This is a genomic window from Victivallis vadensis, assembly GCF_003096415.1.
GTDB lineage: Bacteria > Verrucomicrobiota > Lentisphaeria > Victivallales > Victivallaceae > Victivallis > Victivallis vadensis.
Genome location: NZ_QEKH01000001.1, coordinates 199,818 through 221,949 on the forward strand (window position 1 = coordinate 199,818; position 22,132 = coordinate 221,949).

The following is a 22,132-nucleotide window of genomic DNA, read 5'->3' on the forward strand; positions in this document are numbered from 1 at the left end:
TTTGTTACTTTCCTTCCGGATTGCGCTGCATCCGGATCGAGGCGGCCAGCACCACGGCCAGCACTTCATCCGGATCGTCCGGCACCGGCACCACCGGCTCCTGCACCGCCGACGCGGGCAGCGGCGCGGCCTTGGCGCCGAACCGCCGGATCAGCACCGTCATTCCGTGAATCACCACCGCCACCAGCAGCGATACGATGATCGTCAGCAGATAGCTGAACCCCATCACTTCCCAGGCTTCCTTTATCATAATAACCGCTCCTCCGACTATTTATTCAACAAACTGATGTAGATCGCCGCGATGATCGCCGTGGTAATCACGCCGAAGATGTTCGCGCCCAGCGCATAGTGCATCACGATCGCGCCGGGGTTCGCCTTGCTCACGCACTTCTGCGCGACCTTGGCGGTCGTCGGCACGCAGCTGACGCCCGCGATGCCGATCACCGGATTGAACTTGCCGCCGGTCACGAAGTACATGAAGTAACCGCCGATCAGGCCGCCGAGGCCGGAGAGGCCGAGCGCCACCAGACCGAAGATCAGCAGCGGCAGCACCTTCGGGTCCATGATCGTCTTGGCTTCGCACAGCACGCCGAGCAGCAACCCGAGCGTCAGGGTCGAAGCGTACAGCACGATTTCACTGACCAGATAGTGGAACTTGTCCAGCCCGGACTCCCGGATCGCGATGCCGAGGAACAGCGAGAAAAACAGCGGTGAAGCCACCGGGAACAGGAAGCTCAGCAGCACGCAGCAGACCACTGCGAACGTCAGCTTCTGGCCGGAAGTGACCTTTTTCGCCGGATCATCCGCCGGCATCTGGATCTTGCGCAGCTTTTCCGGGATCAGCAGCCGGATCATGTACGGGAAGCCGCCGTAGGCCAGTCCGAGGTACATATACGCCACCACCGTGATCGGCACGAACAAATGCGGCGACAGTTTCAGCGACGCGAACAGCACCATCGGGCCGTCGGCGCCGCCGACCAGCGCGATCGCCGCCGCGTCCTGCAGCGAATAACCGCCGAACATCACCGCCAGCGGCAGCGTCAGCATCGTGCCCAGTTCCGCAAACAGCGCGATGATCGCGCTGACGTAGGGACGCGCCATCACGAAGCCGACGTCGAGCAGCGAGCCGATGCCGATAAAGACCAGGCACGCGATCAGGCCGTTGCTGAACGTCAGCGTGTAGACCGGCTGAAGCCAGTCGATCTGCATTAACGTCATCAGGTGGTCGTTGTTGCTGGCGGTCGAATCCAGAAAGAGGTTGTTCACCGCATTCGGATCGACCTTGCCGCCCGCCGCCATATTGATCGGGTCGAAGAACATCGCCGACACGTTGATCGTCGCCATGCCCAGTCCCATCGGGATCATCAGCAGCGGCTCAAGCACGCCCTTGCGACCGAGGTAGATCAGCAGGAAGCCGAGCAGCACCAGAAGAATCCGGGCGATTGCGATTCCCGGCTCGTTGGCGAAGGAGGCCATCATCACCCCCACGCCCTGAAAGATATCAAGCCAATTGGTATTCATGATTCATCTTCTCCGGTTGGCGGTTCAGTGTTTGATCACCGCGAGCAGCGCACCGGCCTGAACCTGTTCGCCTTCCTTGACCTGACAGCTGGCCAGCACGCCGGAAACCGGAGCGGTCACCATCGTCTCCATCTTCATCGCCTCCAGCACAAGGATCGATTCGCCCTCCTTGACCGGTGAGCCCGGCTTGACCAGAATCCGCACCACCGCGCCCGGCAGCGTCGAATGAATCTCCTTGAACTGCTCCGTCGAACCCGATGAAGCGGCTTCCGCAACCTGCTTCTGCACCTGTGCGATGCCGGCGGTCACGCCGAATTCATATTTTCTGCCGTTGATTTCCGCGGTATTGCCGGAGAGTTTCACGCCGAAGCTCTTGCCGTTCACCGAAACCGTCATCTCGCCGGTAACGGCGGCATCCTGCTTGGCGGCCTTTTCCGCCTCGGCCTTCTTGTCGATCTTGCGCACGCCGATGGTTCCCTCCCCTTTCAGGAACCGGATGCCCTTGTCGCTGCAGCTCGCCGCAATGAAGATGTTCTCATCGGTGATCGGCAGCTGGTTGGCTTCGAGCATCGCGACCGCGGCCTTGCGTCCTTTGGCGGGATTGGCGTCGTTGAGGTCGAGCGGGTTCTCCCGGGTGGGTTCGAGCTTGAGCTGTTCGGCGGCGATTTTCACCACTTCCGGGTCCGGTTCCGCCGGAGTATGGCCGAAGTAGCCGAGCACCATCTTGCCGTATCCCTCGGCGATCTTCTTCCACGGCCCGAACATCACGTTATTGAATGCCTGCTGGAAGTAGAACTGCGAAACCGGGGTCACCGAAGTCCCGAAACCACCCTTCGCGACCGCCTCGCCCATCGCGGCGATGATCTCCGGGTACTTGTCCATCAGGTTGTTGTCGCGCAGCATCTGGGTGTTCGCGGTCAGCGCGCCGCCCGGCATCGGGAAGAACGGGATCAGCGGATTGACCTTGGTCGCCTCCGGCGGCATGAAGTAGTCTTTCATCGCGTTCTTGAGGCTCTCCTCGACCTTCATGATCTTTCTGGGATCGATGCCGAGGTCGTACTCCGTGCCGCGCAGCGCGTGCCACATGGTCAGCAAATCGGGCTGGCAGGTGCCGCCGGACATCGGGACCATCGACAAATCGAGCTGGTCCGCGCCCGCTTCCAGCGCCGACATATAGGCCAGCACGCTGCAGCCGGCGGTTTCATGGGAGTGGAAAACGATCCGGATGTCCTTGCCCAGCAGCCGCCGCGCCATCTTGATCGTTTCGTGGACCTTGCGCGGCGTCGAAGTGCCGGAAGCATCCTTGAAGCAGACCGAATCATACGGAATGCCCGAATCGAGAATTTTGCGCAGCACCCCCTCGTAAAACTCCACCGTATGGCCGGCGCAGCCCGGAGGCAGTTCCATCATCGTAACGGTGACCTCGTGCTTCAAACCGGCTTCCACAATGCACTTGCCGCTGTAGATCAAATTGTTCACATCATTCAGCGCGTCGAAGTTGCGGATCGTGGAGATGCCGTGTTTGTGCATCAATTGCGCGTGCAGTTTGATGATGTCGCGCGGCTGCGAATCCAGACCGACCACGTTGATGCCGCGCGCCAGCGTCTGCAGATTGGCGGAAGGTCCGGCAATCTTGCGGAAATTGTCCATCACCTGAAACGCGTCCTCATTGGAATAGAAATAAGCGGCCTGAAACAACGCGCCGCCTCCCGCCTCGAAGTGGGTGATTCCGGCAGCGGCGGCTTCTTCGACCACCGGCAGGAAGTCCTGGGAAAATACCCGCGCCCCGAATACCGACTGGAAACCGTCCCGGAACGCCGTCATCATGAAATCTACTTTTTTCATACTGCACTCTCTTACATTATCATTAGTGGAACTGCACAATATCCGCCTCATGGCGAAAACAGGAGGAAAAAGAGTGCGAATCGGGGCAGACCGGCCCCCGTCCCGGTAAAAGGAACACTGGCAAGGGAACCCTCGACTACTCGGCTTTCATCGCCCACGAAGCCGCAATCAGCCCGTGGTCATGAAATCCGAAACTTGAAACGGAAAGGCCGGAAACGGCCGCCGGTTCGCACAAAATTACGCGAACGGGCCGGCCCGTACTTCCACACTGCATCCAAGCCAGGCCAATACCTGCGGGTATTGGTCCGTGACTGGAGTGAAGTGACCGGAAGGAGGCGTTTCCAAGCTCAACTGGAACGCCAATGCAAAAGCTCCGGCGGCAAGCCGGAAGATGGGAAGCCTGTAAGAATTGCCGCGCTGCTGCAGCGCCGGGCTGCGCAGCAGCTCTTCCGAACGCATCACGCACCCCGTATGATCGGAATTGCGGAAAGGGGCGACCGCTTCCAAATCCCCAGCGGCCGAAGTATCGCCGGAGTTCTGTTCCGAAAGTTCAATCGCCTTCTGAAGCGGCGTATTCAGTTGCGTATCATTGCAGAAGCCGGCCGCCGCACCGAATGCGGCAAACAAAGCAAGAATGGCAATGACAACTGATTTTTTCATACTTCAAACCGTTTTCTGCGGAGAAACCTTTATTCCGCCTTTATGGTTATTTTCGTAATATATCACCTGCCGTTCACTTTTTCAATATCCATTTCCCGCGATCCGGTCAGAAAACGACGAAAAATATCACCGGCGGCTTGTTCCCGGAAAGGCCGAGGAGCTTTCGTGCCTTCCGTGCCAGTCCGTGGAAGTCCGTGGGCACAATGCCCGTAAGGCCGTGCGGTAACCTTGGAGTGCGGAGATTCATCTCCGCCTTCAAGTCGCATGTGAGTTTTATACTCGGCTTTGCATTGCGTCAAGAACAGGCAGAGCTGCCCGGAGGGTAACAACTTTTGAGCGCAAGCACAGGCGGGGTGCCCGGAGGGTAGTGAGCGCCGCGCCTTCGGCCTGCGGATGGCTCCGGGGGACGTCGCGCACGTCCCCCGGACCCCCTCGCCGGTGGCGGAGGCCGGTCCGGTTGCAAGGCACTTCCGCTCGCGGGCGCGGCTTCGCCGCTTACTTGTCCGCCTACGGCGGCCAACCCTTCATCGCCCGCGTTGCGGGCTGCGCCAGGGGGGCTTCGCTCACTACGTTCGGCTTCGTCACTACCGTTCCTCGTTACTTGCTAAAGGCAAGTAATTCCCGCACATTCGTTCGCGGCGCGAACCCGCGCTTATTGTGCGCCGCGTAAGTGACATTGCGGCCTTATGTATGCGCCGCGTAAATGGTCTTGAAAACCAACCAAGGCTCGCCAGTACCAGCCGCCGCGCGACCCCGAAGGGCGTAGAGCGCGCACCCGGCAGCGGCACCTTGCCGCCCCGGCAGCGGCACCTTGCCGCACGCCCGCGCGGCCCCGAAGGGCGTGGAGCGCGCCTGACGACCATATCTTACCGCAGAAAATTTGCTAATTCGCCGATACCGTTGTATATTGGTTACAGAGTAACTTATAGAGGAGAATATGAACCATGACTGAAATTAAAAATCCGAAAATCCTGATTTCCACCAATCTTCTGGGCGGCCACTCGTGGCTGTTCATCGTCGTGCAGGCGTTGATTTCCATCCTGCTGGGCGTGATCTTTTTGTTTCATCCGGCCTGGATCATGATCGTGTTGGCGCTGGCGCTGGGCATCATGCTGCTCGGCAGCGGCATCCAGCAGTTTGCGCTGATGATCCTGACCAAAAAATTTTCCTTTCTGATTCTGCTTTACGGCCTCCTGCTCCTGCTGGCGGGGCTGTTTCTGGTAGCCAACCCGTTTCTCGGCAGTCTGGATTTGCTGCTGATTCTCGGAATCTGGTTCATCTTTCACGCAATCGAGCTTTTCGTCGGAGCCGCCCGGGCCAAAACGGTGGCGAGATCCATCCGGACTATGGCGATGGTGAACGGAATCCTCAGTTTTCTCTGCGGATTTTTCATCACTCTCTTTCCGCTGGCCGGAATCATGTGGATCAATCTTGTGTTCGCATTCTATCTGATCCTGTACGGTGTGATGACGCTGGCGGTCGGCTTCAAGTTGCGCAGCATTTCGCGTTGAACGGTCAATTCAGCGAGACCATCACCAGTCCGGCGATCACCAGTCCGATTCCGATCAGCTTGACCGGCGCGTGATTCTCTTTCAGGATGAAAATTCCGGCCAGCACGCCGAGCGGCAGGCTCATCTGCCGGAATGCCTGAATAAAGCTCACATTCGTGACATGCCCCATCGCCAGCAGGATCAGGATATAGCAGCCCGACGCGAAAATGCCCGCGAGCGACGGATAAGCCGACTTCAGGAAAAGCCTGCGGAATTCCGCGCGTTCCCGGCGGCGGCGCGCCACGTACCAGCCCAGCCCGATGGCCAGCATCGCTTCGATGCCGAACAGATACGCGCCGCAGCCGACCAGCGCCGAATCCCGCGCCGCCTCGCGGAACAGCGGGAGCGCCATGCTGTCCAGCACCGTATATCCGGTGGTCCCGGCGGCGGCGAGCAGGATCGCGCCGATGGCCGGATTCAGGTAGCTTTTCAGGCTGAACTCCTGCAAGGAACGCAGCGGCATCAGCAGACATCCCGCCGATACCACCACCATTCCGGCCAGCGCGGCGGCCCCCGGAATCCGGCCGATCCCGAATACGATCGTAACCGCCGCCACCATCAGCACCGGCAGCGCGCGCGCCAGCGGATACGCCATTGAAATATCGCACTTGCTGTACGCCTTGAACAATCCCAGCACATACAGCACCTCGCAGACGCCGCTGCCGATCCAGTACAGCCAGAAAGAGAACGGCAGTTTTCCGGCATCCAGTCCACTGAACAGGAAGAACGGCAGCCAGATTGTCGCGGAAGTCATCGACATCACCAGATAAAACGCCGCCGAAGGGCGGCCGCTCTTGCTCAGAAAGTTCCAGCCGGCGTGCAGAAATACCGACACCAGCACCAGAAAAAACGCGGTCCAGCTCATCGGAAACAACTCTCCCGGTAAGCCGCGACACTCCCGGCCAGCATTTTGAGCGCCTCCACGGCCCGGTTGCTTCCGGCCAGCGCCTCGCTCATCAGCGCCCCCTCGGTACGGCAAAGCGCCTTATGGCGCGGGAAATAGCTCTCCAGCAGAAAACTGATGTATTTGACCATGCGGAACTCCCCGAACACGCGCGGAATGCCGCCCTCCACATGTTCGACCGCGCAGCAGAAGCCGTTCCTGACCGCCTCGACCAGATCCTCCAGCCGGTCCGACTTCGCCAGCACGACGGTGTAGTACCAGCCGAACAGCGCGCCGGTGTCGGTTCCGTGCGAATCGCTGAGGCCGACTACCGGAAATGCATTCCCTCCGGCCCGTTCCTCGCCATAGCGGGCGATCTGGAAATTGTTGGAACGCCACTGATGTTTGTAGAAGCCGCCGATCAGCTCCAGCGCATCGAACCTCCGGCGGTTCAGGATCGCGGTGGTGATTCCCTCGTTGATCACATAGGCTTCAGTCTGCCAGTAGGGATGGCAGAATACCGCCAGCCCTCCCCCTTCGCGGATGCGGTCGAACACCCACTCGCTCGCCGCCACCGCGAACCGGTCGCGCACCTCCGTCCCCAGTGTCTCTGCGATTGCGGCGACCTCCCGCCGGTAACGTTCCTCTCCACTGCGAGCCAGTTCGTTCACGCTGAACGAGCCGCCGAAATTGATGATGTGCACCGGATTGTCCGGGGAGTGCACCTCCTCTCCGGGAAACAGCTTCAGGTCGGTCGGCAGTTCGCACCAGACCCGGATCGCCTGCAGCGACGGCGCGTAACGGTGATGGTCGGTCACGGCGATAAAATCGAAGCCTTCCTCGCGGTTGCGGGCGGCGACGTATTCCGGCGCCTCGCGTCCGTCCGAACACCAGCTGTGCATGTGGAAATCCCCCTTGAACGGACGGCGCTCATAGAAATCGGCGCGGAGCGAATAGACGTTGAAACGCAGCGTTTCACGCGCCCTGAGCGCCCACTCGTCCGCCTCGCGGTTGCCGGGTTCGGTCAGTTCGAGCGTCAGGTTGTACTCCTGCTCCCCGGTGAAATTCGCCCGGATGCGCAGTGCGCCGTCGGCATCCAGCTCCCAGCCGCGCAGCGGCTCCGGCCCGCCTTCGCGCACGCCGTCGTCGAGCGGAATCACCCGGACTTTGATCCGGTCCGCCGGCGGGAATTTCGCGTGGGTGAAGCGCGGCCGGATCGTGACCGTGCTCTCCCAGTCTGCCGGAACCATTCTCGGAGTCACATCGTAATAATTCCAGTATTCGTACATTTTCCCGTTCCCTTCGATATTGAAATTGCGCTTGCGTATAGTATATTCCCGAAAGAAACGAAAACAACCGGAATAGAAAAAATAATCGATGTCGGAAAGTTACGACATCGATTCAAAGCGTGATTTTATGGAACATTCAGCAATCAGCGACACCGAGTGGCAGGCTCTGAAACTGCGGCTGGCCGAATCTTCGTTCCGCTCCCGCTTCAAACTGCGCCGATCGGAGCTGAAGTATCTGGCCGAACGCGGCTTCGCGGTGGTCGAGGGCCAGTGCCGCAACTTCATCCGCGATCGCCTCGCCCCGGCGCAGCCGTTCCGGGACGGCAACCAGACGCCGATGCGCGGCCATCCCGGCTTCGTCGCCCAGCACGCCACCGGTTGCTGCTGCCGCGGCTGTCTGGAAAAATGGCACGGCATCCCGCAGGGACGCCGGTTGTCGGAGGAGGAGATCAACCGGATCGTGTCGATCCTGATGCGCTGGATCGCCGAACACTCCGCCGGAATGGATGAGTTTCCGGTCACTCCCGATCTGTTCTGACCGGAACCCGGCGGAAATTCGCCGTCCCTTTTCCATTCGTATTCCAGACGATCGTATCGACCGCCTCCGGCCATTTCACCGTGATCGTGACCCGTCCGGCGACGGAACGGTCGAACTTCACCTCCGGTTCCTTCATCTCCGGCTTCAGCGGCGCCAGCATCGCCGCGAACAGCGGATTGATCGCTTCCGCATCGCCGCGCAGCCGCAGGATCACCGCCGGAGGACGGCTGTAATTGGCGGGAGTGAAGCTGTCCTGATACATCCGCACCGGCCTGGCGGCATCCAGCCACACCGCGCATCGGTTGCCGGAAACCGCTTTCTCATGCGGCTTGAGGACCATGCCGCCGGAGACCTCCGCCGCCGCAACCGGCAGGAATCTGCCGTCTCCGGGAACCGCCGGAGTCATATCCGGCGTCGTGCCGAGAAAGAGCGCCTGCACCTCCGCCTCCCGTTCACGCGTGGAGAGCGTGATCGTATGCTCCCCGGCGGAGAAGTCGAACATCTTCGATCTGGGCGGCGAGTTACGCAGATTCACCTGATCCGGGATGCGCCGCCAGTCGTATTCCGCTCCGGCGGCGGTGTTCCACTGCATCGGCCGGCCGCCGTCGATGGAGAGATAGAAGGAGTCGCTGTCCAATACCGAAATCCCGCCGGCGCGGAACAACCCCCAGAAGGAGCAGCGGGTCGGCTTGTCGAACTTCACTTTCCAAGTCAGGGCGCCGTTCTTCGCCCGCGCCGGGGTGGTCGCATAACTCGCGAAGGGCTTGCCGTTGCGGATCAGCGCTCCGTTCGGTCGAAGCTCCACTTGCTTATCCGCCAGCAGCATCATCTGCCAGGTGCAGGTGTGCGTTTTGGAATCGCTGTTGATATTGTCCAGCACTACCGCATACGCAGAAGCGCCGTGGCTCGGCCGCACGAAAAACACATCGCGGATCGCCTGCTTCGCCCCGGCGGCCGGTTCCCCCCAGTTGTTGCCGTTGTAAGCGCTGGTGCAGTCCACCTTCGCGTACCCGAACGTGCCGAAGTCGCGCGCCGCCAGCGTTTCGGCGGAGACGCCCGGCCCGTTTCCGCTGCGCCCCTGCCCCTTGCCGTCGATCAGCACGCAGCTGTGGGCGAGCGTGTTGCTGCGCGAAAAATTCGGGTTGCCGTTGGCATCGTTCGCATAACCGGTGTCCACGCCCCACAGATCGCCGTAGGCGTAAAGGTTGAAGTGTCCCCGGTCGGCCTGCGCGTGGATGGAGCGGTGGCGGGTCTTTGCGGTCAGGTAAGGGCCGGCCTCGATCGAAAACATCGCGTCGTCCCTGCCCCAGCCGGTCCGCCAGATCGACAGACAGCGCTGCCTGAAAAATTCGCTCCGGGGATACTTCGACAGCTCCAGCGCCGGTTCCGGCCGCCGCCGCGCCTCCAGAAGCAAATTGAGCGGGAAATATTCGCGTCCCCGGTCCGACCAGTTCCGCCATATCCACTCCGCCACCGGGTCCTGATTCGCCGCCGACACGAACAAACACTCCAGGCTCGGCGGCGCGTAGTACGCGTCGTTGCGGGTTTCGACCAGGTTGGTTCCGGGGATCATCTTGACCGGATAGACGTGCGGCCACTTCTTCAGTTTGGTGGTCTTGAACAGATCCTCGCCGCCCTGATCACGCAACAGGGTCGCAAAAAGCATCACCCGCAGCGCACTGTAACGGGCGTAAACCGAACCTTCGCACGGCAGCCCCTTGTCGTCGAAGCCGGAGTTGATCCACCGCTTCAGAATCCGCACGCAGTCGGCCACCCGTTTTTTGTAGCCGGGACGGTCCTGAAAAAAGAGGCTGATGATTCCGGCGGGGCCGAACATCACCCCGTTGTGGTTGTGGATGTCGTACCACCATGTCTCCGGTTTGTCCGCCTCCTTGAGCGTCTCATCGATATAGCCGGCGGCGGTATCCGCAACCAATTGCTGCTCCTCCGGCGTGAGCTTGTCGAAGAAGAAGAAACAGCCGACCGCCAGCCCGTACAGGAACTGGCCGCGTTCACAGACCAGCCCGCTGGAGAGCTTTTCGTCGTTGACCGGAAAATCCCGGCAGGTGCTGACGATCAGCTCCACCGCCTTCTTCGCATATTTCCCGTCGCCGGTGACCATGTAGCTGTAACCAAGCCCCTCCATCCAGTAGGTGAAGGTGGTCCCGAAATACCAGAGCGTGTACTTATTTCCCCGGTCGGGCCGCACCTTGGCCATCACCGGCGAAAGCATCGTCCGGTGCGCCTGATACAGGATGCGTTTCATCTCCGGGTCCGCCGCGATCTTCTTTTTCAGCGCCTCGTCCGGCCGGAACAGTTCCGGCGCCGCCGCCCCGGCGGAACCGCAGAACAGCGCCGCCGCCAACATCAGCCATACTTTTTTCATCGGATCATTCCCACTCAAAATTTAAACAGATTGCCCTGTGCGTCGCACATGCCGTCGAACTTCATCAGCGTCATCTCGCCGGTCAGCGAATCCACCCACATGAACCGCTTGCGGTTCCGCACGTCGTTCGGACGTTTGCTGACCACATTGAGCGCCAGCGTCAGCGTATTGAAGTTGCCGCCGTGCCGGGGGGTCAGCGCCGCGTAATTCGGATTCGCGACCGGGTCCCACACCAGCAGGGTCGTCGCCCAGTCCTTCGCGCCGTTGGTCGCTTCAAAAGCCGGGCAACTGGTGTCGGCGGCCAGGAAAATCTCGCTCGGCGTTTCCTCCGGCAAATTTTTCCGCTTGAACAGCGGATAGGAGTGGCCGGTGGTTCTCTTGTTGTTTTTGCCGCTCATCGCATAAACGTAACAATTCTTTTTCGACGGAATCCGCATTTCGATCGCCGGGCAGATGAAACTTTTCGGAGTTGCCTCACTCAAATCGGCCTCCGTCCCGGCCAACAGCTCGCCGACGCCCTTCCCGCCGATGTATTGCGACAGAAACGTGATGTACGAACCGTCGTGATAATTGCCGCCGTGAGTCATCCATCCCGCGTAATCGTTGCTGTAAAAGGAGATCGCCGTCCCCAGCGTTTTCAGGTTGTTCGTACAGGAGATCGCCCTCGCCCGCTCCCGCGCCTTGTTCAGCGCCGGCAGCAGCATCGCCGCCAGAATCGCGATAATGGCTATCACCACGAGCAGCTCGATAAGCGTGAATGAGCGATACCGGCAGGTGCGGAAAAAGGAAAGTCCACCGAGCTGTCCGATCCGGGAGAATGACTGTTTCATCTTCTTTATTTACCTTTCCATGAATAGTGGTTCCAAGGTTGCATCATTTTAAATTCTGTATATATTATAGGGTAGAAACCTCTGTTTTCCAATACCGATTATTGACAAAAAGATAAGGTTTATGATCATGCAGGAGGATTTTATCTTTCCGCCGCCGCCCGATCCGCGCTCCCCGTTCCGGCTGCATCTGGCCGGAACCAGCTACTGCGACGGCAATTACCGGATCGAACTGCGGGAACGCGACCTTTACTTTGTATTCGAGTATGTGGAATCCGGCCGGGGACAGCTGCAGATCGACGGCGTCGAATATTTTCCGAAAGCGGGCGATCTTTACTGGATTCCCGACAGCGGGCGGCGTTCGTACTGGTCCAGCAGCGAGGAGCCGTGGATCAAACACTGGTTCAACGTCAGCGGTCCGCTGGTACCGGAACTGCTGAAACTCTATTCTCTGGAAAATGTCCGGCTGATCCATAACTTCTCCCGTCCGGAACTTTTCACCGACGGGCTGGCGCGCCTCCAGAAAGACCCGCAGCGGGCGCACCTGCCGCTGGGACCGGACATCCTGCATGCGATCCTGGCGCAGGCCGCGGCCGACCTTCTGACCGGCAAGGATAAGCAGCACTCGTTCAGCGAGGAGGGAGTGCTGCTGCGCGACTACCTCGACCGGCAGATTTTCCGGCCGATGCCGGATCTCGAAACCATGAGCAGGGTCCTGCGGCGTTCCCCGGTCCAGACCATCCGCATCTTCCGGCGCGATTTCGGGGAAACGCCCTATCAGTATCTGCTCAAACGCAAACTGGCCGCCGCTCAGGAGCTGCTGCTCTGCACCCGCCAGAGCGTAAAACAGATCTCCGCCGGGCTGTACTTTTCCAACGAATATTACTTTGCCGGGCTTTTCAAGAAAAAAACCGGCCTTTCCCCCGGACGCTACCGCCGCAAAACCGAAGAAGGGACACTGACGGATTTCAATATCATCGAAAGCGAGCCCGGCCATTACGTGAACCGCGCCCTCCTTGCCTCCGAATCAGACTGAAGCGTTGCTCCGCAAGCTGCAAAAAACGGACGAAATGCCCGGTTCTGCGGATTTTCCGCCATTTTTTTTCCCCGGAAACGGCGTTATATTCCTTTCAGAATATCTTGAATGCAATGAATGGAAAGCAGGAACATGGATCGGAAAATCGACATCGGCGAACTACCACCCCAACGACGCCCGCAACGCGGCCGTCCACGGCCCCGGCCCGGCGATCTCGTGGAGCTTACCAAGGCGGCTTCGATTCCTTGAGCGGCTTCTTCCCGGCATTCCACCGTGCACGTACCGGGTGTCTGCCCACATCTGTTTCCCGCATTCCTCAAGTCAGTAATCAGTGAAAAATCACCACGGGATATTCATCCGGCGTCTTGCTTTCCCCGATTCCGGGGGCGATGGCAATATAACTTTCCCGCCCTTCCCCGTCATTGTCGTTGACCAGAAGATTGAAACGAAAGGCACCTCCCCCGACGTTACGGTTCAACCCGATCGTCATAAACGGAATCCGCACCGTATACCCGGTTACCTTCTTCGCTTCATCACGCAGGGTCTCCAGTTGAATCTCCGCCGCCGTCTTTGAAGGATCGAACCCTTCGGGAGCGTGCCAGAGATGTACGTCGTTTTCGCCATCGTCACGGCGGGAAAGCCCGATTTCCCAAAGCCCTTTTTGATCAGGAAGTTGCAGTGCGAATTGGATACCGTCTCCCTGATACATCCGTCCGCCCCGGTACGGCTGGCAATGAATGTCGTCGCGGACATCCACCTTGAGCAGGAGAGCCGTGCCGTCATGTCCGAGCCGGACTTCCGCGCTCAGATCCTCGCCCCCTTTCCAGAAAAGATGTGCGCTGTCCGGATGGTTCGCAACGAGAGTTACTATTTGGTCAGCACTCTCAAGTACAAAATCGGGCCGTCCGGACAATCCCCGGTTCAACGGGGTGGCGCAGCGAGCCTTGAAATGGAGCACTCCTTCCCAGAGGTCATCGACCGCCAACGCGATCCCGATCATCTCCTGCCGGTTATGTAAGTAGCGAAAGTTCTTGTCGGCGGCAATTCGCAACGTCACTGTCTTCTTCTGCCCCGGAGCGATGCGGAGCGGGAGAATCTTCTCTTTGAGCGTCAGCCCTTCAGGCAACTCCGGTTCGATTCGGAAAGTAAGCGATGTACCGGTCGGATTCATCAACTCAAACCGGTATTTCCCGGTACCGCCGGGACGGCAGATAAAATCATCGGCCAGCTGAAAAAATTCCCCGCAAATCCGTGGCGTTTCCCGCTGCGCGAAACGCAGCGTTGCGGGAATCTCCCCGACCTCGACAACCAATGCGTCGTTACAGACCGGAAGCACCTCTTCATTGCCGAAAAGGTCGATGCGCGTAACCGGCCCGGAGATTCCGGACAACAGCAGTACCCGACCGCTCCCGCTGGAGGCGCCGCTCCAGTGCGGCAGCAGAAGCTCACCCCGGGCATCCCGAAAAAAGAACGCATCAATCCCCTCCCCGGCATCCGCATCCCCAAGATACTCCGCCTCCCGGAAGAGGCGGGCCAGCGTATTGTAGACGCCATAAGCCGCCTTGGGGTAAAAATCCCTGGTCAGCAAGCCGAAATTGTGCTCATTCTCCCTGGGGTCGAAACCGTTGTTCCTCAGGTTGAACCAGCTGTAACCCATTGCGCCGCGCGCCCAGCTGTAGATAAGTTTGCGGTAAAGCGTGATTCCCTGCCCGAGTTCTCCGACATGGATCGAGGAGATCGCCGTTTCATTGGCCCACCAGGGAGCTTCCACCTTCAACTCCTTCTTCATCTTCACCAGCCGGTCGATCTGGTTGCGGTAGTCGTGGAACGGACCGTGGCCATGAAACGCGAAGATATCGTAAGCTCCCCTGCCCTCGACCAGAGTTCTTTGCATATGGTCTTTTTCGACCAGTTTTACGAATCCATTCGGCATGCAGGTGTACCCGCCGGTAAGTACCTGCATATTCGGATCGGCCCGTTTGGTTTCGGCGTAGGCGATCTTCATCAGTTCAATATACTCCAATGCTGAAAAATTGGCAAAGCCGACATGATCCGGTTCATTCCAGACTTCGACATAACGGAGTTTTCCGCGGTAGTGCCCGGCGGCAGAGCGGATAAATCGGCGCCACAGTCCATAATCGGGACGCGGTTTTCCGGTAAATTTCATAGAAAGCGGCTTCCAGTCTTTTGCCGCCGCCCATTTCGGCAAATAGCAATAGATCGCCTGAAATTCAATACCCTGTTCTTCAAAAACCCGTAGTGCGTCATCGAATCTTTTAAAATTCAGTTCCGATTGTGCGGTCGGCTGCATGCTTTCCCAGTAGAAATCCACACGCATCACCTTGATGCCGCACAGCGCCGCCGCCAGCGCCTCGCGCTTCTGGTCCTCGACGGGTTTTCCGAGCGGATGCGTACACCCACCGAAAAGGAATCCTTTTGCCGGGCCGGGAACGGGTCCGGCGGGCTTCATATAACAGAACCGGAAGGTTTTCTCAAACGGCTTCTTGTGTTCTTCGAATTCGCTGTATTTCACGTCGACGTAATAAACACCGAATTTCTCCGGTTTTACGATCGGAAAGCGCCTGCTTTCGCCGGGAGCGAGGAAGACTTCGCTCTCCTCTCCGCAAACCGGATTGCCATTGACGTCGGCGACCCGGAACTCCAGTTTGCCGGAAACATCGACGGCGCGGTCGTTCGCCAGCAGGATTCCTGCCTCATTTTCCGGAGTCAGCACATGGACAGCAGTTCCGGTTTCAAGCACCGGCCGCAGAGGCAGGCGGGTACTGACGATTTCGATTTCCACCGTTCCGATCGCCAGGAAGCCTTCCCCGTCTTTGGAGTTGAAGTCCGCAGCGAACCCACCGAGCCTCGCCGGAAAATCGATTTTCCTGTTCGCTTTCTTTCCCGCCCCGAAACTCCCTGCTCCGGGAGTTTCGGAGTCAAGCTCATAGATGATCTCATTCCAACCGGGCTTGAGCCCGGCAAGCGGCCGGTAAACCTGAAAGGTTTCACCGTCTCTGTCCACGATGCGGAGATTGAGGCTCCGCGCCTTGCAATGTTCCGGCAGGTACGCCTGAACCCGAATCTTCACTTTCAGGAATTCCGGAAGGATCAGCTTGTCCGTGGTATGAAATTCGAAATGACCGGCACGGGCATTGTTCCAATCGATTCTGAGCGCCTTACGCCGATCGAAGGTATCGATTCCAGCTGCCTGCTCCCGTTTGCCGGGAGTATGCAACCGGATGCTTTCAGGAGCAACAGCACCGAAATCGACCAGCGGAGCGGCATTCAGAATGCCGATGGAGAAAAACAGGACGACAGAATATCGCATTCCCGGAAACCTCATAATTTAAGTTTATTCGGCCTCGTCCAACAAGGTCAGGCGCTTCAGGTAAGTCGTTCCCGGACGGTAAGTGCTGAGAGCCGCCCAGGAAGCGGAGCCATTCGCACGCGATATGGTAATTCCATTGCCGTGCAACGGCGCCGCAAATCCCACCGTCACACCGTTGCGGAGCAACCGGTCTCCGGAAATACAGAAAACAAGAACCTCGCTTTTAAGGCGGCTGTATTTTTTATTGAAATGCGGAATACTTGCTTCACTGGTGAAGTTGGCGGAATCACGGTGATAAATATAATCGGTAAAATTCATGGCATTGCTGGCCCAGCCATCCGCCGGTTTGCTGCCGCACTTCAGGACTTTCGGCCGATTCCTGCCGTAAACCCGTACTCCATACGAAAGCGGAGTCCCCAGATATCCTCCGGCGGCGACCAGCCCCAATCCGCCGTTTGTAATGACACCCCCCAGCGCTTCGGAAATGGAGCGGTTGTCGATGGCGGAGTTGCGGATAGTGGAACAAGTAGCCGGGAGCACGTCATCGAAATCGTTGACATACAGGGCGATTCCCGTATTGATCTGCCGCTGATTGCTGATGCAGCCGGAGGTATATGCCTTCTCCCGCGCCTTATTGAGCGCGGGCAACAGCATCGCCGCCAATATCGCGATGATCGCAATCACCACGAGCAGCTCAATAAGGGTAAACGGCCTTACATGGCGGAATGCGGGGGGCGTGTCCGCCGCCCCCCGCGCCCCCTGCGTCCGGCAAGGTGCCGGTGCCGGGTACGGGGCGGTGCAGTGCGGGAGGACGGTCGGTCGGCGGTGGGAAGAAGATCCGCAATAACGTGAAGTTGTCTTCCCGCTTTTTTGCGGAAAGGCAACTTCACGTTTTTGCTCCGACTTGCCGCTTGCAGAGCATTGGCAAAGGCGTGAGAGCTTGCGGGAAATGAGAGAGATGTGTGGATCAGCTGGTACGGGGAGAGACGCGACGCTGGTCGCCGCTTTCTCTCCCCCGAACCCCTCTCTTTCACGCAGAGCGGGAGCGGAAGAGAGAACGTGGGGCCGGGGGAGCAGAGCTCCCCAGCGGGATAAGTAGGAGGAACGCAGTGACGACGCACATCCCGTTACCCGGCAGCGGCACCTTGCCGCCTCTCTTTCACGCAGAGCGGGAGCAGAAGAGAGAACGAGAGGCCGGGGGAGCAGAGCTCTCCAGCGGGATAAGTAGGAGGAACGCAGTGACGACGCACATCCCGTTACCCGGCAGCGGCACCTTGCCGCCTCTCTTTTACGCAGAGCGGTATATGAAAGAAAATTGTATATTTGACAAGTTTCAATAACGAGAAATTCGATCATGGTAAATAATTGCGGTTTCATTGCCGGCACCTCCTTATTGTATTTTGGCCGCTTCTGATGAAGTACTTTTTCGTATGACCAGTTCGGGAACTATTTTCAATGATGACGGCATCGGATTTTCCGGATTAAGTTCATGCATCAGAACCTGTACCGTATGAGCAGCCAGCAGAGAAATGGGCAGATGCAGTGTCGTCAGCTGCGGGGAAATCATCGTCGCCACCGACGAGTCGTCGTGTCCGATGATCGAGAGTTTTCCGGGCACATGAATTCCATGATCGTTCGCCCACTGAATCAATCCGGCGGCAATAGAGTCATTCCCGGCCAGAACGGCGGTTGCATCGGATGCGAACACCTCTTCGGCCAAACGGACGCCCGACTCAATCGTATTGCCCTCCTGATGGAAAATGCGAAGCTGCTGCCCCAGTTTTTCCATTTCCATGCAATATGCCGCAAGGCAGGGATTGGTTGCTCCAAGGTCATAGCTGTGGTCCGGAATTGAGATGATTGCAATCCGACGATGTCCCAATTCCGCAAGATGGGCAATGGCGGAACGAATTCCGGCGGCGAGATCAATCTCCAATGGCGCTTCCCGGTGCCTCAGGTAAGTCACCAGCGGGATGCCGCCTGCGAGCTCCTGTGCTTCCCTCTCCTCCAGAACAGGAAGCGTATTCAGAATGCCGTCCACCATGCCGTTGGAGAATTCCATCAGCAGGGCGCGTCCGTCGTCGAGCCGATCGGAACTTGCCAATACCATCCGGAGCGAATGGCGCGACAGCTCCCGCCTGAATGCCTCGAGCAATGCCATGGTATGAAGATTGTTCAGGTTGTCCACCAGGATTCCCACCAGACCGGAACTGCGGGTATTCATCATCCGCGCCGCAAAATTCGGCCGATATCCGAGAACTTCGACCGCCGACTCCACTTTACTGCGAAGTTCGGCACTGACCTGACGCTTCCCGCTCAAAGCATGAGAAACTGTCGTTTTGGAAATTCCCAGATAGTTCGCCACATCCGCTATGGTTACATGACCGCTCATATGATTTCTTTCATCCTTAATTCGCAAACCGGTTTGCGGTGTTTGTTCATATATTATACCAAACCGGTTTGCAAAAGTCAATAGCCCAAGACGGAAAATCGCAAAAAAAAATTTCAATGGACCGACGGCGTCGAATATTTTCCGAAAGCGGGCGAGCTTTACCGGATTCCCGACAGCGGGCGACAGGCGTACTGGTCCGGCAGCGAGGAACCGTGGATCAAACACTGTTTCAACGTCAACGGTCCGCTGGTGCCGGAACTGCTGAAACTCTATTCGCTGGAAAATGTCCGGCTGATCCACAATTCTCCCGTCCGGAACGTTTCGCCGACGGACTGCCCGCGCCGCCGCAAAATTGGACGAAATGCCCGGTTCTGCGGATTTTCCGCCATTTCTTTCCCCGGAAACGGCGTTATATTCCCTTCAGAATATCTTGAATGCAATGAATGGAAAGCAGGAACATGGATCGGAAAATCGACGTCGGCTGTTATTATTTCCCGAATTACCACCCCAACGACGCCCGCAACGCGGCCGTCCACGGCTCCGGCTGGAGCGAATGGGAACTGGTCAAGGCCGCCCGGCCCCGGTTTCCCGGCCACCGCCAGCCTCTCAAGCCGCTCTGGGGGTATACCGACGAATCCCGCCCGGAGGTGATGGCCCGGAAGATCGATGCGGCCTGGTCGCACGGCATCGACTATTTCATCTTCGATTATTACCACTACAATGACGGCACTTTCCTGTCCGGCTGTCTGGACAGGGGGTTCCTGCCCGCCGCCGCGGAGTCGCCGCTGAAATTCGCCTTGATGTGGGCCAACCACGACTGGCTCGACATCCACCCCTGCGGACGGGTCAGCCGTCCGCTGCTCTATCCGGGCAAGGTGGATCAGGACGGCTTCCGGCGGATGTGCCGCCACGTGACCGAACACTATTTCAGGCACCCCAGCTATTACACGATCAACGGAATGCCATACTTCTCCATCTATCATCTGGAACTCCTGATCGAAAGCTGCGGCGGCTTTGCCGGAACGCGTGAAGCCCTGCAATGGTTCCGGGAAGAGGCGCGCCGGGCCGGCCTGCCGGGAGTCCACCTGAACGCGGTGATCTGGGGCAGCCCCGTGCTGCCCGGCGAAACCGAGTTGACCGAACAGGAAAAGGTGGTGCAGCAACTGGGATTCGACTCCGCCGCCAGTTACGTATGGATTCACCACATCGACCTGCCGAAAGCGGCGCAATATCCGTATCTGGAGGCGTTTCAGGCCTATTGGCGAAAGTGGGATGAAATCGAACGCCAATACCGCATCCCCTATTTTCCAAATGTCACCGCAGGCTGGGACCCCTCCCCGCGCACGCTGATGACCGACCGCTGGGAACCGGTCGGCTATCCCTACACCTGCACGTTGTCGGAAAACACGCCGGAAAACTTCCGCCGCGCCCTCGCGGCCACCCGCGACCGGCTGCTGAAATCGGAAATCCGCACCTTCAGCATCAACTGCTGGAACGAGTGGACCGAAGGCAGCATGCTCGAACCCGAAGCCCGATACGGTTACGGTTATCTCGACGCGCTGAAAGCCGTCTTTCCACGCACCTGAATCCGCCTTTGCCGCCGAACGGAACAAAAATCATGATTTTTTCGTATTTTCCTCTTGACAAAACGCCGGGAATCGTTCATAATATATTCAGTTAATCAATTAATCTTCCATTTCCGGTTTCTGCGGTTATCAGGGAAATTAGATTGGTTTCTCCTTGGATTAATCAATTAACCAAAAAATTTGGGAATTATGAACGACAGGCGGAAAAATCTGAGTCTGGCTGAAATCGGCCGCCGTTTTCACGTCAGCGCGGCAACGGTCAGCAACATCCTCAACAACAAGGGCAAATTCTCGCCGGAACTCGCCGGAAAGATTCTCGCCTTCGTCGACGAGGTCGAATACCGTCCCAACCTGCTGGCGCAATCATTGAAAGGCAACAGCAAGATCGTCGGCTTCTGCCTGCGCGGCAACCTCGAAGACCCGTGGTATATCCGGGTGATGGCCGAAGTCCAGAACGGACTGCGCCGCCACGGCTTCTACGTCGGCACCGTGCTCGGCGAACAGGACCTGCTCCAGGTGCGGCAGACGCTCGACCTCTTCATCCAGCTGCGGGCGGCTGCCGTGGTGCTCGGCCCGCTCGGCTACACCGCCGAATACGAGGAGCTCCGGCCCGTGCTCGATAAGCTCAACTTCGTAACCGCGTTCGATACGCTCGAACCGATGCCGCTGCCCAGCGTCCGGGTGAACGTCTATCGGGCGGCCTGCGGCGGCGTCCGCCATCTTTACGACTGCGGCCACCGCCGGATCGGTTACATCGGCCCGAAAACCCCGGCGCTCGCCGACCGCTACAGCGGCTATCACCATACCGTACACGAACTGGCGCTGCCGTTCAACGACGGCTGGCTCGTCCCGGAAACCGATTCGCTCGGGGAGCTGGAAAGCGGCCTGCGCCGTGTCTGCGCCCGGCCGGACCGTCCCACCGCCTTCTTCTGCCAGAGCGACCTGATCGCGATGCGGGCGATGAAGGCGCTTTACCGGCTCGGTTTCCGGGTGCCGGAGGATTTTTCACTGCTCGGCGTGAACAACACACGGGAATCCGAACTGAGCATCCCCGGCCTGAGCACAATGGGCTTCGACAGCACCGCTTACGCCGATGCGATCGTCGCAACGGTCCTCGATGGACTCGACGGGAAAATCCACCCGGAAAACGCCTCGCGCACCGTGAATCCCGTACTGGTCAAACGCGAGAGCGTCAAAATGATTCCAGCAGAAAACTCCAACCTGAATCAATAGGAGCCGCCATGAACATCCAGCCTGCCACGTCAATTGAACCATCAGCAACTCAAAATCCAAGAGACCATGAACAATTGTTATCGCTCCGGTTCTCCATCCCCGCTTCCGCTCCGCGCGAAAGAGAGGGGTTCGGGGGAGAGAAAGCGGCGGCTTGCGCCGCGTCTCTCCCCGTACCAAATCTCCTCAACCTCTCCCTTACTTTCAGCAAGCTCTCACGTCTTCGCCAATGCTCTGCAAGCGGCAAGTCGGAGCAAAAACGTGAAGTTGTTTTTCCGCAGAAAAGCAGGAAGACAACTTCACGTTATTGCGAATCTTCTTCCTCCGCCGAACGACCGCTGCTCCGCCAGTCGACCGTCCCGTACCCGGCCCCGGCACCTTGCCGGACGCAGGGGGTGCGGGGTGCGGCGGATACGCCCCCCGCATACCGCCGTTTAAGGCCGATCATCGCAAAATTTACGCTGATTGAGCTGCTCGTGGTGATTGCGATCATCGCGATACTGGCGGCGATGCTGCTACCGGCGCTGAACAAGGCGCGGGAACGGGGGCGCAACGCCACCTGCCAGGGCAACCTGAGATCACTCGGCCAGGCTGTCGTGCTCTATGCCGGTGACTATCAGGACTACATCCCGTGGGGGCCGGAAAACAAAACCGACCTGCGCGAAGTCGGCTGGGGGCGGGAATGCAACCACGGCCTGCTGAATAAATACGGCTATGTGCCGAACACCCAAACTTTCATGTGCCCCTCCGATCCGGCGGTCCTGAAGAACCTCGGCGCCAACGGCTGGATCAGTTCCCACCTGAGCAGTTACCTCTACGTGCCGTCGGCGACCAATTACAATTTCAGCTACAAGATCACCGCGCGGCCGCCCAAGGGAGGAACCTATCTGCTGTTCACCGGCTCCGACGTCTGGTACGCCCGGGACGGCAAACCGGGCAACCACGGCACTTCGGTAAACCTCTGCTACATGGATGGGGCGATCCGGTCTGTCCCGTTCGGCTACCTGAGGCCCCACAGCAAATACGACTGGCCCTGCCTCCACACCCGCAACTGGTAA

General features: G+C 58.7%; 17 protein-coding genes. 6 read left to right on the plus strand and 11 right to left on the minus strand.

What is annotated here, in order from left to right; all coding sequences use genetic code 11:
* Nucleotides 1–4 precede the first annotated feature (4 nt).
* From C8D82_RS00875 to C8D82_RS00890, 4 genes are all read right to left on the minus strand, one after another.
* Nucleotides 5–250 carry a hypothetical protein gene (locus C8D82_RS00875; protein WP_116882370.1) on the minus strand — a complete coding sequence of 82 codons (246 nt, stop codon included), beginning with the start codon at nt 248–250 and terminating at the stop codon, nt 5–7.
* Nucleotides 251–267: 17 nt separating this feature from the next.
* A complete protein-coding gene (locus C8D82_RS00880) occupies nt 268–1,524 on the minus strand; it encodes a sodium ion-translocating decarboxylase subunit beta (RefSeq protein ID WP_187144151.1) in 1,257 nt (418 codons plus the stop codon).
* A gap of 21 nt (nt 1,525–1,545) precedes the next feature.
* The gene (locus tag C8D82_RS00885) at nt 1,546–3,366 is read right to left on the minus strand and encodes a biotin/lipoyl-containing protein (protein ID WP_116882372.1); all 1,821 of its coding nucleotides are present in this window, start codon (nt 3,364–3,366) and stop codon (nt 1,546–1,548) included.
* Nucleotides 3,367–3,603: 237 nt separating this feature from the next.
* On the minus strand, nt 3,604–4,026 hold the full coding sequence (locus C8D82_RS00890; protein WP_116882373.1) for a hypothetical protein: 423 nt from the start codon (nt 4,024–4,026) through the stop codon (nt 3,604–3,606).
* A gap of 944 nt (nt 4,027–4,970) precedes the next feature.
* Between C8D82_RS00890 and C8D82_RS00895 the strand changes: the two genes are divergently transcribed.
* Nucleotides 4,971–5,537 carry a DUF308 domain-containing protein gene (locus tag C8D82_RS00895; protein ID WP_116882374.1) on the plus strand — a complete coding sequence of 189 codons (567 nt, stop codon included), beginning with the start codon at nt 4,971–4,973 and terminating at the stop codon, nt 5,535–5,537.
* 4 nt (nt 5,538–5,541) lie between these two features.
* Here the strand turns inward: C8D82_RS00895 and C8D82_RS00900 are convergent, their stop codons facing one another.
* Both C8D82_RS00900 and C8D82_RS00905 read right to left on the minus strand, forming a co-directional pair.
* A complete protein-coding gene (locus C8D82_RS00900) occupies nt 5,542–6,441 on the minus strand; it encodes an EamA family transporter (RefSeq protein ID WP_116882375.1) in 900 nt (299 codons plus the stop codon).
* On the minus strand, nt 6,438–7,748 hold the full coding sequence (locus tag C8D82_RS00905) for a PHP domain-containing protein (RefSeq protein WP_116882376.1): 1,311 nt from the start codon (nt 7,746–7,748) through the stop codon (nt 6,438–6,440). Before C8D82_RS00905 ends, C8D82_RS00900 begins: the two co-directional genes overlap by 4 nt.
* A 127-nt stretch (nt 7,749–7,875) precedes the next feature.
* On the opposite strand from C8D82_RS00905, the gene C8D82_RS00910 reads away from it, so the two are divergent.
* On the plus strand, nt 7,876–8,286 hold the full coding sequence (locus tag C8D82_RS00910; RefSeq protein ID WP_116882460.1) for a DUF4186 domain-containing protein: 411 nt from the start codon (nt 7,876–7,878) through the stop codon (nt 8,284–8,286).
* Here C8D82_RS00910 and C8D82_RS00915 read toward each other — a convergent pair.
* Together C8D82_RS00915 and C8D82_RS00920 are read right to left on the minus strand one after the other, a co-directional pair.
* Nucleotides 8,267–10,672 carry a heparinase II/III domain-containing protein gene (locus C8D82_RS00915; protein WP_116882377.1) on the minus strand — a complete coding sequence of 802 codons (2,406 nt, stop codon included), beginning with the start codon at nt 10,670–10,672 and terminating at the stop codon, nt 8,267–8,269. The genes C8D82_RS00910 and C8D82_RS00915 overlap by 20 nt on opposite strands.
* A 14-nt stretch (nt 10,673–10,686) precedes the next feature.
* Nucleotides 10,687–11,502: a prepilin-type N-terminal cleavage/methylation domain-containing protein gene (locus C8D82_RS00920; protein WP_116882378.1), complete on the minus strand. Its 816-nt coding sequence runs from the start codon at nt 11,500–11,502 to the stop codon at nt 10,687–10,689.
* 127 nt (nt 11,503–11,629) lie between these two features.
* Here C8D82_RS00920 and C8D82_RS00925 point away from each other — a divergent pair, with 127 nt between their 5' ends.
* Nucleotides 11,630–12,535 (plus strand): helix-turn-helix domain-containing protein, encoded by a 906-nt coding sequence (locus tag C8D82_RS00925; RefSeq protein ID WP_165832744.1) that lies wholly within the window; start codon nt 11,630–11,632, stop codon nt 12,533–12,535.
* 328 nt (nt 12,536–12,863) lie between these two features.
* Here the strand turns inward: C8D82_RS00925 and C8D82_RS00930 are convergent, their stop codons facing one another.
* From C8D82_RS00930 to C8D82_RS00940, 3 genes are read right to left on the minus strand one after another with little or no spacing between them, the layout of a single operon-like run.
* Nucleotides 12,864–15,866 (minus strand): 1,4-beta-xylanase, encoded by a 3,003-nt coding sequence (locus tag C8D82_RS00930; protein WP_165832745.1) that lies wholly within the window; start codon nt 15,864–15,866, stop codon nt 12,864–12,866.
* 24 nt (nt 15,867–15,890) lie between these two features.
* Complete coding sequence (locus tag C8D82_RS22250) at nt 15,891–17,243, minus strand: prepilin-type N-terminal cleavage/methylation domain-containing protein (RefSeq protein ID WP_420882993.1); 1,353 nt, start codon at nt 17,241–17,243, stop codon at nt 15,891–15,893.
* A gap of 13 nt (nt 17,244–17,256) precedes the next feature.
* Nucleotides 17,257–18,558, minus strand: a complete 1,302-nt coding sequence (locus C8D82_RS00940) for a LacI family DNA-binding transcriptional regulator (protein WP_133245002.1) — start codon at nt 18,556–18,558, stop codon at nt 17,257–17,259.
* Between the two features lie 158 nt (nt 18,559–18,716).
* Between C8D82_RS00940 and C8D82_RS00945 the strand changes: the two genes are divergently transcribed.
* The 3 genes from C8D82_RS00945 to C8D82_RS00955 all read left to right on the plus strand — a co-directional run bounded on the left by C8D82_RS00945 (nt 18,717) and on the right by C8D82_RS00955 (nt 22,132).
* Entirely contained in the window at nt 18,717–19,844 is a 1,128-nt protein-coding gene (locus C8D82_RS00945) for a glycosyltransferase WbsX family protein (RefSeq protein ID WP_165832746.1), read from the plus strand.
* 189 nt (nt 19,845–20,033) lie between these two features.
* A complete protein-coding gene (locus tag C8D82_RS00950) occupies nt 20,034–21,077 on the plus strand; it encodes a LacI family DNA-binding transcriptional regulator (protein ID WP_116882383.1) in 1,044 nt (347 codons plus the stop codon).
* 74 nt (nt 21,078–21,151) lie between these two features.
* Entirely contained in the window at nt 21,152–22,132 is a 981-nt protein-coding gene (locus C8D82_RS00955) for a prepilin-type N-terminal cleavage/methylation domain-containing protein (RefSeq protein ID WP_207776045.1), read from the plus strand.

Bases quoted from the DNA above. Each gene is read 5' to 3' on its own strand.
- C8D82_RS00950 (WP_116882383.1), top strand. From the start codon at position 20,034: ATGAACGACAGGCGGAAAAATCTGAGTCTGGCTGAAATCGGCCGCCGT.
- C8D82_RS00885 (WP_116882372.1), bottom strand. From the start codon at position 3,366: ATGAAAAAAGTAGATTTCATGATGACGGCGTTCCGGGACGGTTTCCAG.
- C8D82_RS00895 (WP_116882374.1), top strand. From the start codon at position 4,971: ATGACTGAAATTAAAAATCCGAAAATCCTGATTTCCACCAATCTTCTG.
- C8D82_RS00875 (WP_116882370.1), bottom strand. From the start codon at position 250: ATGATAAAGGAAGCCTGGGAAGTGATGGGGTTCAGCTATCTGCTGACG.
- C8D82_RS00915 (WP_116882377.1), bottom strand. From the start codon at position 10,672: ATGAAAAAAGTATGGCTGATGTTGGCGGCGGCGCTGTTCTGCGGTTCC.
- C8D82_RS00920 (WP_116882378.1), bottom strand. From the start codon at position 11,502: ATGAAACAGTCATTCTCCCGGATCGGACAGCTCGGTGGACTTTCCTTT.
- C8D82_RS00910 (WP_116882460.1), top strand. From the start codon at position 7,876: ATGGAACATTCAGCAATCAGCGACACCGAGTGGCAGGCTCTGAAACTG.
- C8D82_RS22250 (WP_420882993.1), bottom strand. From the start codon at position 17,243: ATGAAACCGCAATTATTTACCATGATCGAATTTCTCGTTATTGAAACT.
- C8D82_RS00900 (WP_116882375.1), bottom strand. From the start codon at position 6,441: ATGAGCTGGACCGCGTTTTTTCTGGTGCTGGTGTCGGTATTTCTGCAC.
- C8D82_RS00890 (WP_116882373.1), bottom strand. From the start codon at position 4,026: ATGAAAAAATCAGTTGTCATTGCCATTCTTGCTTTGTTTGCCGCATTC.
- C8D82_RS00945 (WP_165832746.1), top strand. From the start codon at position 18,717: ATGGATCGGAAAATCGACGTCGGCTGTTATTATTTCCCGAATTACCAC.
- C8D82_RS00930 (WP_165832745.1), bottom strand. From the start codon at position 15,866: ATGCGATATTCTGTCGTCCTGTTTTTCTCCATCGGCATTCTGAATGCC.
- C8D82_RS00905 (WP_116882376.1), bottom strand. From the start codon at position 7,748: ATGTACGAATACTGGAATTATTACGATGTGACTCCGAGAATGGTTCCG.
- C8D82_RS00925 (WP_165832744.1), top strand. From the start codon at position 11,630: ATGCAGGAGGATTTTATCTTTCCGCCGCCGCCCGATCCGCGCTCCCCG.